The sequence below is a fragment of the Pseudoalteromonas sp. 1181_04 genome (assembly GCF_052850545.1).
Map to the genome: position 1 here is coordinate 1 of NZ_VXCS01000004.1, position 14,536 is coordinate 14,536.

At 38.1% G+C, this 14,536-nt stretch carries 16 protein-coding genes; 14 read left to right on the forward strand and 2 right to left on the reverse strand.

Translation table 11 applies throughout. From position 1 onward, the window contains the following. Positions 1-235: 235 nt before the first annotated feature. The 13 genes from FW757_RS03945 to FW757_RS04005 all read left to right on the forward strand — a co-directional run bounded on the left by FW757_RS03945 (position 236) and on the right by FW757_RS04005 (position 8,554). A complete protein-coding gene (locus FW757_RS03945) occupies positions 236-580 on the forward strand; it encodes a hypothetical protein (protein WP_259399482.1) in 345 nt (114 codons plus the stop codon). A gap of 49 nt (positions 581-629) precedes the next feature. Next, on the forward strand, positions 630-1,286 hold the full coding sequence (locus tag FW757_RS03950; RefSeq protein WP_446440883.1) for a PGRP and LysM peptidoglycan-binding domain-containing protein: 657 nt from the start codon (positions 630-632) through the stop codon (positions 1,284-1,286). A 1-nt stretch (position 1,287) separates the two neighbouring features. Then, positions 1,288-1,689 (forward strand): hypothetical protein, encoded by a 402-nt coding sequence (locus FW757_RS03955; protein WP_446440884.1) that lies wholly within the window; start codon positions 1,288-1,290, stop codon positions 1,687-1,689. A 58-nt stretch (positions 1,690-1,747) separates the two neighbouring features. After that, on the forward strand, positions 1,748-2,656 hold the full coding sequence (locus FW757_RS03960) for a hypothetical protein (RefSeq protein ID WP_446440885.1): 909 nt from the start codon (positions 1,748-1,750) through the stop codon (positions 2,654-2,656). Between the two features lie 29 nt (positions 2,657-2,685). Then, on the forward strand, positions 2,686-2,838 hold the full coding sequence (locus FW757_RS03965) for a hypothetical protein (RefSeq protein ID WP_259398924.1): 153 nt from the start codon (positions 2,686-2,688) through the stop codon (positions 2,836-2,838). Next, positions 2,838-3,137, forward strand: a complete 300-nt coding sequence (locus FW757_RS03970; protein ID WP_446440886.1) for a hypothetical protein — start codon at positions 2,838-2,840, stop codon at positions 3,135-3,137. Before FW757_RS03965 ends, FW757_RS03970 begins: the two co-directional genes overlap by 1 nt. Beyond that, positions 3,137-4,258 (forward strand): hypothetical protein, encoded by a 1,122-nt coding sequence (locus FW757_RS03975; RefSeq protein ID WP_446440887.1) that lies wholly within the window; start codon positions 3,137-3,139, stop codon positions 4,256-4,258. The genes FW757_RS03970 and FW757_RS03975 overlap by 1 nt, the downstream gene beginning before the upstream one ends. After that, on the forward strand, positions 4,255-4,563 hold the full coding sequence (locus FW757_RS03980; protein ID WP_182719706.1) for a hypothetical protein: 309 nt from the start codon (positions 4,255-4,257) through the stop codon (positions 4,561-4,563). Before FW757_RS03975 ends, FW757_RS03980 begins: the two co-directional genes overlap by 4 nt. After that, positions 4,563-5,696, forward strand: coding sequence for a hypothetical protein (locus tag FW757_RS03985; RefSeq protein WP_446440888.1), 1,134 nt, complete (start codon positions 4,563-4,565; stop codon positions 5,694-5,696). The genes FW757_RS03980 and FW757_RS03985 overlap by 1 nt, the downstream gene beginning before the upstream one ends. Beyond that, positions 5,693-5,992, forward strand: coding sequence for a hypothetical protein (locus FW757_RS03990; protein WP_446440889.1), 300 nt, complete (start codon positions 5,693-5,695; stop codon positions 5,990-5,992). The genes FW757_RS03985 and FW757_RS03990 overlap by 4 nt, the downstream gene beginning before the upstream one ends. After that, entirely contained in the window at positions 5,992-7,113 is a 1,122-nt protein-coding gene (locus FW757_RS03995) for a hypothetical protein (RefSeq protein ID WP_446440890.1), read from the forward strand. The genes FW757_RS03990 and FW757_RS03995 overlap by 1 nt, the downstream gene beginning before the upstream one ends. Then, positions 7,110-7,955 (forward strand): hypothetical protein, encoded by an 846-nt coding sequence (locus tag FW757_RS04000; protein WP_446440891.1) that lies wholly within the window; start codon positions 7,110-7,112, stop codon positions 7,953-7,955. The genes FW757_RS03995 and FW757_RS04000 overlap by 4 nt, the downstream gene beginning before the upstream one ends. Before the next feature lie 155 nt (positions 7,956-8,110). After that, on the forward strand, positions 8,111-8,554 hold the full coding sequence (locus tag FW757_RS04005; RefSeq protein WP_182718528.1) for a hypothetical protein: 444 nt from the start codon (positions 8,111-8,113) through the stop codon (positions 8,552-8,554). 72 nt (positions 8,555-8,626) lie between these two features. On the opposite strand, the gene FW757_RS04010 is transcribed toward FW757_RS04005, so the two are convergent. Next, positions 8,627-9,982 carry a tetratricopeptide repeat protein gene (locus FW757_RS04010; protein WP_182718529.1) on the reverse strand — a complete coding sequence of 452 codons (1,356 nt, stop codon included), beginning with the start codon at positions 9,980-9,982 and terminating at the stop codon, positions 8,627-8,629. Then, entirely contained in the window at positions 9,979-12,669 is a 2,691-nt protein-coding gene (locus FW757_RS04015) for a hypothetical protein (RefSeq protein WP_182767852.1), read from the reverse strand. The genes FW757_RS04010 and FW757_RS04015 overlap by 4 nt, the downstream gene beginning before the upstream one ends. Positions 12,670-12,811: 142 nt before the next feature. Here FW757_RS04015 and FW757_RS04020 point away from each other — a divergent pair, with 142 nt between their 5' ends. Continuing rightward, on the forward strand, positions 12,812-14,026 hold the full coding sequence (locus FW757_RS04020) for an ankyrin repeat domain-containing protein (protein WP_182718531.1): 1,215 nt from the start codon (positions 12,812-12,814) through the stop codon (positions 14,024-14,026). Positions 14,027-14,536 lie beyond the last annotated feature (510 nt).

Consider the following 14,536-nt stretch of genomic DNA (forward strand, 5'->3'; position numbering starts at 1 on the left):
GTCAGGTGAAATCAAAGTTTGGTTATCTAATACCCGTTCAGCGGGATTTACAGGCCGTGTATTACACGAACTAGCCTCAGGACAAGCCCAGTGGCGTGAGAATAACTAGTAAAGCGATTTCCATCTGTAGCTTTGGCCCGTGGTTCTGAATATGGGCCGGAATTTACCACTAAAAACAACATATTGAAGGTTCATGTAGTAACAATGGCAAGGGCCAACCAGCGGGCAAGTAACCTTGCAACTAGCAAAAAAACGCCCAGACGAAGTATCCTTTTGGCAGCACTATTTTGAGGTTAAACCAGGGGCTTATAATGTCACTGCAACTGCCAATGGCGCGGTAGATAGCACCACATTCACCGTTGAGCAGCCTACGTTAGGTTACGAAATTGAGCTACTAGATGAGACAGGCGAGCCCCAAGCCAACATGGGCTATAAAATTCGCTTACGTAACGGCCATATTATCACCGGACAGCTCGATAAAAACGGCTATGCCAATGTCTCAGGCCCTGATTTTGAAAACGCCAAAGTCAGCTTTTTTGAACTCGCCGATCACGATTGGTCAGTAGGCAACATCACCTAAACGTAGACTTGCTCTGGCGATATTTATATTTAGGGATAAGGATATTTCAATGACACAACAACACACCGTCGCACAAGGCGAAACACTGCTACGCATAGCACGCGAATATGGTTATAAAACCTCAACCGCCTTGTATAACCACCCCAGTAATGCTGAATTTAGAGCGCTGCGCCCTGATCCAAACTTAATTTACCCCGGTGACGTTATTACCATACCACCTAAAAAAGAAAAGTTTATGCCGCTGCGCGCCAACAGCCTAAATACGTTTGTTGTACAAAACGAAAAAGAATATTTTCGCCTGCAAATAATTCATGAAGATGGTGATGACATCACTGGCAAACGTATTGTGCTCAACATCGGCAGTCAAACAATCGACACAGTGTTACCGACTGACGGCTTAGTTGAAGTTGAGCTAAATGAAAACGACACACTCACCGCTCAGGTTGATTTATATCTCAAGGAAGATCAAAGCTCACCCAGTGAAAGTTTTACCGCACAAGTTGGTCATTTAGACCCCATCGATACCCTTTCAGGCGTGCAAGCACGCTGCAATTTATTGGGCTTTGACTGTGGCACAGTTGATGGCGTTAACGGCGCAAAAACTAAAGCCGGTGTGAGGGATTTTCAATACGAGCACGACCTTGAAGTAGATGGAATTGCAGGGAAGAAAACCAAAGCAAAATTACAGCAAGTATTTGGGAGCTAATATGAGTGTTTCACAGTGCATGCCAATGCAAGTTAATAATAGAAATAAAAAGTATATTACAGAGCCAAAAATCACCTTTGCATACCAGTTAAATTTAACTAAATCATCGGCTAAACCAATAAACCCGCTCAATGAGAAAGTTATTCTTGAGCATGTTGAAAGCTGTTGGCGCCAAGAATGCTCTGTCGGTGATCGACGTATTGTAGATACAGATTGGGTTCGGCTCACGTTTAAAAAAATTCCCACCGAAGGTACTTTTAATTTAATACAAGATCCAGATGACGGGGCTGAGCCTTTTTATATCTTTGAACGAGTGCCTTATACACAGTTGAGTGGTCAAACACCGCAAGCAGAATTAATGCCAAGCATTAATATAGATGATGAATTAATTTATTATAAATAACATAGATTTATAAGATAAATCTATTAATAAATTCACACCACATATACTAGGATTACCCATGTCATTAATCTCAGAAAACACAGCCCGTTTTAAACCACTTTTACACAGCATAACGAATATAAAGGCGTTTAGTAAAAGCGCGCGAAGCAGCGCAATGATATTGCTAAGTATTACTACGCTGTTTTTAACTGCGTGTGGCGGTGAATCTAACTTTAGTAAAGATAAAATAGCGTATCGCCATACATACCATCCGGAGTGGCCAAAAGAGGTGCGTAATGAGGTGTATGGCGATAAAGAAACATTTTCAACCCCGCGTATTTTATTTAGTGCTGAGATAGAGTGGATAGGGCAAACTACATTATTTTCTGCACGTATGGATGGCTCTGATAGGCGCCGGATCATTCCAGAAAGTGCATTTTCGGGTAAGAAAATGATCGACGGCTTTAAACCTGAGCGCTCTCCTGATAATCGATATATCGCAATGTTGATGGATACAACAGAGCACGGCTTTACCCGCGAGCTGTGGGATACTAAAACCCAACAGTTTATTTTTATGGGTAAAGGCCATGGTTATGCCCATTTTAACTGGACTAACGACAGTGAAAACGTGCTTTTTTACGCCAGTGGTAAGCATTATAATTACCATGTACCCACTAAAAAGCTCAGAGAACGGCCAATTATTAACTCCAATGGCTTATATTTATTGCCAGATGGCAAAACCTTTTTAGCATATAAAAAAAATGAGTATTGGTTGCATGATTTTAATGGCGACGTGTTGGAGAAGGTCGATTTAGGTATTAATAACCATTCTACTATGCAGGGTTTAGAAGTATCCCCTTTCGGCGATTATATTTATTTTAAATCAGGGAGTACACATTACTTTATTAATTTATCAGACCCCAGTAAACGTATTACATCACGAAGTATAAGCTCGTATATTTTCTCGGATAAAAAAATAAAGCAATAACATTTTGGTTAATAGAATCAAGGGAACTTATGGGTAATGGTCAATATTATCAAGATGAATTATTGGTTGAGTTTGATTTAAATACTCAGCAAACACGAGAAATGCGACTTAAAGAAAGTAATATATGGGGTATGGGGGCAATATATAATTTCTATGGCGTGTTTAATATCAAGGATGAATAATGACAGAGCAATTGAATACAGGGCTATGTAGTTTCCCTAAAGCGTATTTACTCACGGGCTACGTTAATCGGGGGAAGCCAATCAGTAAGCTCACTCTGTTGTTTAATCGTGTGGTGGTGGCTGATAGTAATGAAGCGATACCAATACTATTAAGCAGTGATGAAGGCGCGGTGCTTGAGGCTGTTGATGACAAGCAGTTAACAACACGGACACCGTTTCATGCCCAAAAAACTACCCCGTTCATGCTTCGCATTGCTGCCTCTACGACCAATTTACACCGTACAATCAAGGACTATTGATGTCATTAATTTCAGTAAAAAAATCACCAATAACGCCGCTGTTAACTAAGTCATTTTCACGCCGTGCAGTCATAATGTTACTAAGTGTCGCTACATTGCTATTAACTGGCTGTGGTGATGAGCCTAATCCACCTGCAAAACAAGTTGTTGAAGAGCAGCCCAGCCGATTTAGTAAAGATAAAATGGCGTATCGTCATAAATACCACCCTGAATGGCCCAAAGAGGTACGCAATGAGGTGTATGGCGATAAAGAAACGTTTTCAACCCCGCGTATTTTATTTAAAGCCGACATAGAGTGGACGGGGCAAACTACATTATTTTCTGCGCGCATGGATCTCTCTGATAGGCGCCGCATTATTCCCGAAACTGCATTTAATGATAAATGGATGGTTGGGCTACATAAACCTGAGCGCTCGCCAGATAACCGCTACATTGCTTTATCTATGGATACAACAGAGCACGGCTTTACCCGTGAGCTTTGGGATACTAAAACCCAACAGTTTATTTTTATGAGTAAAGGCTATGGCTACGCCCATTTTAATTGGACTAAAGACAGTGAAAATGTGATTTTTTACGCCAGTGGTAAGCATTATAACTACCATGTGCCCACTAAAACACTTACTGAGCGGCCAATTATTTACTCTAATGGCTTGTATTTATTGCCAGATGGCAAAACCTTTTTAGCACATAAAAAAAATGAGTATTGGTTACATGACTTTAATGGCGACGTGATAGAGAAGGTTGATTTAGGTTTTAACAATCACCTTTCTATGCGTAGTTTTAAGGTATCACCTTTTGGTGATTATATTTATTTTGTATCAGAAGGGCTTGGCTATCCAAAAAATTATTGGATTAATTTATCAGACCCCAGCAAGCGTATTATAAAGCCTGATAAAGCAGGGACGTTTTTTTTCTCAGATAAAAAAAATAAAGTGTTAACTAGGAGGTTTAAAGATTCGACTGATTTAATGGGAAATGGTCAGACTTATTTAGATTATTTTTTTTATGAATTCGATTTAAATACTCAGCAAACACGAGAAATACCGATTAAAGAAAGTAATATTTGGGGCTTGATGCGAGTATATATTTATGGCGTGTTTAATATCAAGGATGAACAATGACAGAGCAATTGAATACAGGGATATGTAGCTTCCCTAAAGCGTATTTACTCACGGGCTATGTGAATGAAGGTAAGCCAATCAGTAAGCTCACTCTGTTGTTTAATCGTGTGGTGGTGGCTGATAGTAATGAAGCGATACCAATACTATTAAGCACTGATGAAGGTGCGGTGATCGAGGTTGTTGATGACAAGCAGTTGACAACACGCACACCGTTTCATGCTCATAAAACTATTTATCTTAAGCTTCTCAAGCTTTGCACTGCTGCACTTGCGACCAATTCACACCGTACAATCAAGGACTATTGATGTCATTAATCTCAGAAAACACAGCACGATTTAAACCGTTTTTAACGCCGCTGTTAACTAAGTCATTTTCACGCCGTGCAGTCATAATGTTACTAAGTGTCGCTACGCTGCTATTAGCAGGCTGTGGTGAGGAGCCTAATCCACCTGCTAAACAAGTTGTTGAAGAACAGCCCAGCCGATTTAGTAAAGATAAAAGAGCATATCGCCATACATATCATCCTGAGTGGCCTAAAGAGGTGCGCGACGAGGTGTATGGCGATAAAGAAACATTTTCAACTCCGCGTATTTTATTTAAAGCCGACATAGAGTGGACGGGGCAAACTACATTATTTTCTGCGCGCATGGATCTCTCTGATAGGCGCCGGATTATTCCCGAAACTGCCTATAAAGATAAATGGAGGGTTGGGTTACATAAGCCTAAGCGCTCGCCAGATAACCGCTACATTGCCTTATCCATGGATACAACAGAGCACGGTTTCACCCGCGAGCTGTGGGATACCAAAACCCAACAGTTTATTTTTATGAGTAAAGGCCATGGTTATGCTCATTTTAATTGGACTAAAGACAGTGAAAATGTGATTTTTTACGCCAGTGGTAAACATTATAACTACCACGTACCCACTAAAACACTTACTGAGCGGCCAATTATTTACTCTAATGGCTTGTTTTTATTGCCAGACGGTAAAACTTTTTTAGCCGATAAAAAAAATAAATACTGGTTACATGACTTTAATGGTGACGTGATTGAGAAGGTTGATTTAGGCTTTAACACCCAATTTACGATGCAGTATTTAAAAGTATCCCCTTTCGGCGATTATATTTCTTTTTTATCAGAGGGGCTTGGATACCCTAAATATTACTGGGTTAATTTATCAGACCCCAGTAAGCGCATTACAAAACCTTTCAAAACAGGGGGTTATTTTTTCTCAGATAAAAAAAATAAAGTGTTAAGTAAAGGGTTTAAAGATTCGACTGATTTAATGGGGAATGGTCAGTATTATATAGATGACTTTTTTTATGAATTTGATTTAAATACTCAGAAAACACGAGAAATACCAATTAAAGAAAATGATATATGGGGCATGGGAACTATATATATTTTTGACGTGTTTAATATCAAGGATGAACAATGACAGAGCTATTGAATACAGGGCAATCTAGTTTTCCTAAAGCGTATTTACTCACGGGCTATGTTAATAGAGGCGAGCCAATCAGTAAGCTCACTCTGTTGTTTAATCGTGTGGTGGTGGCTGATAGTAATGAAGCGATACCAATACTATTAAGCACTGATGAAGGCGCGGTGCTTGAGGCTGTTGATGACAAGCAGTTAACAACACGGACACCGTTTCATGCCCAAAAAACTACCCCGTTCATGCTTCGCATTGCTGCCTCTACGACCAATTTACACCGTACAATCAAGGACTATTGATGTCATTAATTTCAGTAAAAAAATCACCAATAACGCCGCTGTTAACTAAGTCATTTTCACGCCGTGCAGTCATAATGTTACTAAGTGTCGCTACATTGCTATTAACTGGCTGTGGTGAGGAGCCTGCTCCACCTGCTAAACAAGCTGTTGAAGAGCAGCCCAGCCGATTTAGTAAAGATAAAATGGCGTATCGTCATACGTACCACCCTGAGTGGCCTAAAGAGGTGCGCAATGAGGTATATGGCGATAAAGAAACGTTTTCAACTCCGCGTATTTTATTTAACGCGAAAGTCGAGTGGATGAAAAAGAAAACGCTGTTCTCAGCACGCATGGATGGCTCTGATAGGCGCCGCATTATTCCTGAAAATGCCTTCGAAGGTAGAGGGCTTATTGGTAGCCACACGCCAAAGCGCTCTCCTGATAACCGGTACATTGCCTTATCCATGGATACAACAGAGCACGGTTTTACCCGCGAGCTGTGGGACACTAAAACCCAACAGTTTATTTTAATGAGCAAAGGCCATGGTTATGCTCATTTTAACTGGACTAAAGACAGTGAAAATGTGATTTTTTACGCCAGTGGTAAGCATTATAACTACCATGTACCGACTAAAACACTCACTGAGCGACCAATTATTTACTCTAATGGCTTGTTTTTATTGCCAGATGGTAAAACGTTTTTAGCCGATAAAAAAAATAAATACTGGTTACATGACTTTAATGGCGACGTGATAGAGAAGGTCGATTTAGGTTTTAACACTCAATTTACTATGAAGTATTTAGAAGTATCCCCTTTCGGCGATTATATTTATTTTGTGTCAGAAGGGCTTGGTTATCCAAAAAATTATTGGATTGATTTATCAGATCCCAGCAAGCGCATTATACTACCAAGAAAAGCAGGGACGTTTTTTTTCTCAGATAAAAAAAATAAAGTGTTAAGTCAAGGGTTTAAAGATTCAGAGGATTTAATGGGGAATGGTCAGTATTATATAGATGACTTTTTTTATGAATTTGATTTAAGTACTCAGCAAACACGAGAAATACCCATTCAAGAAAATGATATATGGGGCATGGGAACTATATATATTTTTGACGTGTTTAATATCAAGGATGAACAATGACAGAGCTATTGAATACAGGGCAATCTAGTTTTCCTAAAGCGTATTTACTCACGGGCTATGTTAATAGAGGCGAGCCAATCAGCAAGCTCACCCCGCTGTTTAACCGTGTGGTGGTGGCTGATAGCAATGAAGCCGCACCAATACTATTAAGTAGTGATGAAGGTGCGGTGTTAGAAACTGTTGATGACAAGCAGTTAACAACACGAAACCCGTTTCATGCCCATAAAACCCGACCTATTATTGTGCCGCCGGTTGATGCGATAAGCTTGTTAGCAGCAAGCCAAGGTGATAAGTGGTTTGATACGTTTAAAACTCAACTAGAAAGCTATAAGGGTAAAACCAATACTCTTAGCTACAAAGAAATTGCAGTTGCAGATTTAAAGCGCCCTGATATTAATAGTAAAGATACAACCTACAGCGATTGGTATAACGAACATATTATTAAGAGCAAGGTAACCCATATTTATGGTTATGTTATACCCAAAACACGGGCGCTGTTGCTCAGTGTAAACCGCTCTATTCCGTTAGCAGCTGACGATGGTAATGTTGAAATAGTAAAAGGCACTGAAACGCCAATTAAAGGTTTTTTTAATATAGCAGAGGCCAAACGAGAAGAAAGTAAAGTTTACACCGCTGTAATTAATAATAATGATCAAAAGCTGAGAACGCAAAAGTGGGACATGCAAAATAAATCAGTAATATCTGAGCTGAATAATCTATTAACGTTGAGCGATAGCGAATATCAAGCCAGATTAATGCAACAATGCTATGACGATGATAAAAAGCTTTACTATTGTCTTGACAGCCATTGTGCAAAAATAAATCGGAAAAACGATTGCTAGAACAGTTGAGAAGAGTGTGCGACTATCATTAATGGGTAAACCTAGTAGGAACAACAATGGTTTAATGTTATGCCGTAGTATAGTGGCTGGTTGTTGCTCTACTACAAAGTTTAAGTGAAAGTATAAACATATCTTAATTTACCAAGGAGGGAAAAATGCTTTTTTTGAAAAGATACACAACAGTCATTGTTGCCTTAAGTGCGCTACTATCGCAAAATTCGCTCGGGGCGGCTAGTATTAAAGCTTCGCCGCTGGTGCCAATCCAAGTTAACCAATTGAATAAAGTAATAATTACCAGCAGTGATTATGAATACGTTTACAAAGTTAATGCCAGTAACCCTAATTATGGCCAAGCGCAATTGATTTTTAGAAACAAACAACATGACTGGCAGCAGATTAGGTCAATATCTAGTGTTTTCGATGGTAATGCTTATGTAAATATAAAATTTACCGACATACCTAAAAGTGGTGATTTTGATTTATTACAAGATCTTAGAAATGGGGAAGATCCTACTTACATTTTAAAAGGTGTAGCCTATAAAGATCTTTACAATCCGTATTCGGATGTGCCCGTAATGCCGTCCATAATACTGGAGTGATGTTTTTAATTATCCTATTTAAGCGCTTATTATGAACGTTGACCCATGATAATGGACCAACGTTTTATTGTGTTATAAATTACCAGATCTAAAATTATTAATAGTTACATCATTAATAAGAGTTCGTTGGTATAAGCTACTTTTTGTTCCTTTACTTACAGAGTAATGCCCTAAAGTTGGTATATTAACAAATAATAGGATCACTGAGTTATCTTCTAAAACGGGAAGTTTACTTATATCAATTGAGTGGCTATAAATTCCTAAACGTTCATGGAGCGTATAAAAGTTTTGAGTTGATAAATCCAAATCTGCTATATCTATTTTTATATAATCAATATTTGGTTCTATATTTAGCTGACTTTGTTTTTTTTCAGTCGCGAGGTTTATATGCTGATAACCGTTATAATATTGCTCGGCCAGCTCTTTATTTTTGCTCACCCCAATACCATTCGCATACATATTAGCCAAATTAATTCTTGCGGAATTATGCCCTGTATAAGCTGCTTTTTCATACAGTTGGGCTGCAGTTTTTAAATCTTTATCTACCCCTTTCCCTAAGTGATATAAAACGGCTAAATTAAACTGAGATACTTGATCTTCTAAATAAGCAGATTTTTCATACCAGTGAGCGGCTGCTTTATTATCGTTATAGTGAGAGTGATATATCCACCCTAAACTGCGATATGCACGAATATCAGCTAACTCGGCTGCTTTTTTATACCAGTAAATCGCTTTGGTAATATCTTTATCCAACAATGAGCCAAATTGGTGCAACCAACCTAAAAAATAAGCCGCGTCTACAGACCCCGATTCAGCGAGTTTTTTGGCTAGGGCAATCGCGCTAGGGATGTTCTTTTCTCTATTTGAATTAATTGTATCTAACTGTAGCTCTACCAGTTTAAATGTAGGTTTTTTGGCTTCGTGGCTAATTAGTTTTCTTAGCCATTTTTCGGCTTCAATAAGGTTTTTTTTAACTTTTTGACCCCTACGATAGTATTCCATTGTTTTTTCTTGTGCGCTAATATCGCCGTGTTCAGCTGCATACTTTGTCCACATAAATATATCTTTAGGGTCGTTACTTTGTGCTAGTTTTTGTTGAGAAAATTTAAGAATGGCATTTTCTTCATCTATACCGCCATGTTCAACTGCTTGCTGATACCAAAATAAGGCGCGTTTTTGTTGGTTATCATTTTCATACATATTTGCTAATGCGATTTGGGCCGAAGGGTCATCTGCTATTGCTTTTAGAATAAGCGCTTCCTCTAGTTTAGCTTTTTCAGTTGTCAACTTTGGCTTGGCAAACAAGTCAAGTAATGGTTGTTTGATTTGCTGTGCTTCCATTTTAGGTGGGACTTGAGCTCGAGCTTCATGTTCGCACTCGCCTAAGCTAAAACAAATGACTAATATCGATACTATAATACGTTTCATTTGCTATCCTTTTGTAAATGGTTTTTACTCAAAGCATTAGTGTTGTGTTCTTTTTCTTGTTCTACACGTACACATTTCCCTTGTGGGGTGACCTTAACAAAAGTCATGTCACTTGTTGAATAGGTAATTTTTGTATTAATAGATAACGATAACCTCCCAGTATAAACACAGTTATTAGTGTAAATAGCTTTATCTTCTATATAATCAACATCTTGGTATATAATAGTTCCCTCACTGATTTCTCCATCTTGCCAGTTACCTTTAATAATACGCCTCGTGCTGTTAATACCTATATGTAACTTACCTACTCCATGAGCCACGCCATCTTTCCAGTGCCCTTCAAATATATTCGTTTTTCCGTAGCCATTAGGTTTGCCTTTGATCCACATACCATCATAGATAATGCCATGATGTGAAGTTAGTAATATCCCCTGACCATTGAATAGACCGTGGTCAAAGTGACCAATATAAAAACGTTGATATTTATTTATAAATGACCCTTGTCCATGGGGGATATTGTTTTCAAGCTCCCCAATATAGTCGCCCAACACCTCACCGTAGCCATCGTCTATGATAACTCTAGATTTTGTATAACCATCACGTATATTATGTAATTTATAACCACGAAAGTATTGGCATGGGTATTCCTCTGAATTCTCTTGACAGACTCCTTCGCCATGCTTTGTATCGTTGTCCCAATCGCCATCATAAAAGTCACCATTTGCTAAGGTTAACTTGCCTTTACCCCACCTCATGTGGGATAGCCATTGGCCACTGTATTGATCACCATTTGCGTAGTTCATTACTCCATATCCATTGTAACGGGAGTATTCAAATTCTCCGTTATAGCTGTCTCCATTTTTGTTTTTATATGTGCCTTGACCAAATAGCCAGCCAGCACTGAATAGTCCACTGTAGATATTACCATTTTCATTTAATGTTCCTTGACCATTATAATAATCGACTCGCCACATGCCTTCGTAGCGAATGTTGCCTTTAGTTTGTGTACCTTTACCATGGCGCTTATCGGCTTTCCATTGTCCTTCATAATGAGTTTCGCCATTGGTTTGTGTGCCTTGACCGTGGCGCAGGCCCAATTGCCATTGCCCTTTATAAACGTCGTTACTATAATAGGTCTTGGTTAGCACGCCTTGACCGTGAAATAAATCATTTTTGAAGTTACCTTTATAGATGTTTTTTTTAATGTAAGGTACCCAACTAAAAGTACCCGTACCGTTACGTATGCCGTTGTCGTCTAGCTCTCCCTCATAAGTAACTATTGCATTGTAGTAGTATTCACATGGAGTTGGTTTACGGTAGGTAAGGCAGAGGCCACGGCCATGTTTTTGTCCTTTGTTCCAGCTTCCATCAAAGCCGTTTCCGTCTTTATCAGTAAAACGTCCTTGACCGTGATGAAGGTAAGAAGAAAACTCTCCTTTATAGCGACTACCGTTTGTATAAATAACCTCGCCATTACCCTCAAATACACCCGCTTTCCAATTTCCTTTATAGTGAAGCGGTATCAGAGTATTGTTTTTTTCTTGATATTGCCAAAGGTGAGTGTAACGTTGATACATTTCCCCATAACCTTCTGCTTTTCCATCAACTTTTTCTCCAAAATAATAATTTTCATCGACTTTGCGGTCTCCGTAAATGTACCCTTTTGGTAAGTTTGAGAGTTTAGGTAAAAGGGAGGGCTTTTCTTGATTGTAGGCACTTGCTTTAAGTGGGCTTATTATTCTTAATTTGGTGGCGGAGGTTAAAATGTTTGTTGTTGTTTTTGTCGTTATATTATAAAAGGTTAACTGTTTATGCTCTTTGTCAGTGCCTATTAGTTGGCTATTAGCATGGTTAATATGCCACGGTGTAAAAAAGTTATTATCGAAGGTGCTGAGTATTTTTCCAGTTGTTATATTAAAGTAAAAAGACCTTTCTTTAGTGTGCAGTAGCCCATGTGTTTGTTCATTATTAAGATATAGTTCATTAAGTTTATCGTATCCATTTAGATATGGTTTGTTAAGTTTATCATACCCATCTAGATCAATTTTAAAGAGCCTTTTATCGTCCTTGTATTTACTCATATGAAACTTGTGAAAAGAGAGAGTTGAACCATCTTTTAAATAGACCGTATCACTATTTTCTTTTTTCTCTGTTACTGTTAGGTTGTTCAAGTCGACATATAAGTTTCGCGAGTGGTCGCCAAATTTAGACATGTAAACATTGAAGGTATTATCTTTCCAAATTATCAGTTGTGGTTGGCCTCTTACTGCTTCACCGATGATAAGGTGATCTCGAGTTAACAGATCATAAACAATGACTTCTTGGTACATAATTAGCGCTAAATAGCGGTTATTTGGTGAGCGAGAAAGGTATGTTATGTGCCCACCATTACCGCCAGGAGGGGTGTTGAATGAAAGTTCTTTCTCATCAAGCACCTGGCGAAGATCTGTCCCATCTATTTTGATGCTCCATATCGTTCTTTTTTCTTGCTGAGGTCCCTGCCACAAAAACTGGATACGCTCTTGATCAAATTGCGCAGCGTCGGTGATATCTTCTTTTAAAGCTATGGGTTGGGTTGCTTTAGATTCGTTTTTTTGTGTGTCAGGGTCAGGGTCAGTCTTTTCACAACCAAGCAAAGTGACAAAAATGAGGTATGTAATGATCTTAAAAGCAGTATGCTTTGGCATAAATAATCCTTTATAAAATGTTTCCGTGTCTTACATGACTATTGAAAATGCAAAAGTAATATCGTATTTTCGGTAAATATAATACACTATTCGGTTGTGTAAAAAAAAGGAACTTCTAATAAATTACGTTAAGGAATAACAGATGAAAAAAATATTTTTAAGTTTTGTATTACTGAGCCTTATCGCTTGGGCGAGCTATTTGTATTATAAAAAAAACAACAGTGGTTATTATGAGCGAGTTTTAGATGTAGAGATTATTCGAGGTGGTAAAAAAGTTACTCCTCGATTACAAGATTTTATGGATGATGAAAAAATAGCTAAAAGCTGCAGAACGCTTAGCCAAGGCATTGAACATAGTTATTTTTCTTTGATTAAATATGCGCTTGAAGGTGGGGTTGACCCTAATTGCAAAGAGAGTCGTGACAGCTTGCCTGTCTGTATGGAAACTCTTTTAAAAGATACCACTGACCTTACTTTAATGAACTACATGGCTAGTAATGGTTGTAACTACTCATATGAAAATGAAGTGGGTGAAAATGCTTTTCATATAATGTCTAGTTCTTTGAATTACAGAACATTGGCGTTATATATTGATAAGTTAGTAAGACTAGGCGTTGATATTAATCATCAGAATGTATTTGGCGACACACCCTTGATGTACTCTATCAATAATAGCGGGAACGCAAAACATACTGAGATATTTATAAAGTATGGTGCTGATTTAAATTATAAAAACATGGACCGCAGTACAGCATTAGGCATTGCTATTACAAATGATAATTCAAAAGTCATCGATCTTTTAAAATCTAAAGGCGCGCAGAGCTATATTAATGGTGAAGTTGTCAATAATGCCTTGCAATTAAAGATACAAAATAAGCGCGAGCAAGAGTTTTTAGAAAGGCAGAAAAAAAGGCAGGCTTCTTGGTCTAAATATATGGATTATTGGACAAATTTTATAAATGCTCACAACCTCGATTTAAGTTGTTCTTTTCGTTTAATGGGTGGGCCAAGGAATGGTCCTCAGGGGATAACGCTCAATGAACAAATGAATAATACGCTGAGTATGTCTACAGGAATGGATGCATTTGTTTTTGGAGGTTGCCCGGATTGGAAGTATTACCATTACCTCATTACTGGCAAGTCTGGGAGGATTTACTCTCAAGATAGTAATCTTATTTGGTATGAGCCAAATTCACCGATTGGTTCAGAAACATCTTCTTTTATAGTGTTACCATTTGATGATGAATTCCAAGGCTCCATCCAATGGTATGGCTCGCATAAAAAAGTAAATAACTTAAAAGTAGAAAAAGCGAGTTTAGAGCTTTTAAAAGAATATTCTCTTTATGTATATAAATAACACTTATTGAATGAGTGACAATTAGAGAGGCTGCTTTATGTCGGCTAGCCTTTTATTTCTAACATGACACTTCAAGTATCTGTGAGTAAAGCTGCAATTGATGCAATAAGTAAGTTGGCGTTGTTAATTGAGCATATCGGGATTGTATTATCGGCGAGTAGGTTGACATTAAAATAGAAAACTTATCTAAGCAGGATCGGCCATAAAGTAAAGTATATTATGGTTGCTTTAGGTTTGGTTTGAATTATATAACCTTAAAGTTGGTTTTATACGAAATTTATTTTCTTTTATTGTGGTTTTTCATTCCATTTAAAGGTGAGATTATGCTTGCATGCGCAGTTTTGAAGTGTTAAAAATAGGGCTCACTGAACACACACATTTAGTAAAGACGATGCAAAACACTCATTTAATTACATTAAAACTGAACCTCTTACTGCAAGCGCACGTGAGCGGGGATTAGTGTATTTGCATTAAGTAAACACAAAAAACCCCGCATATCGCGGGGTTTTT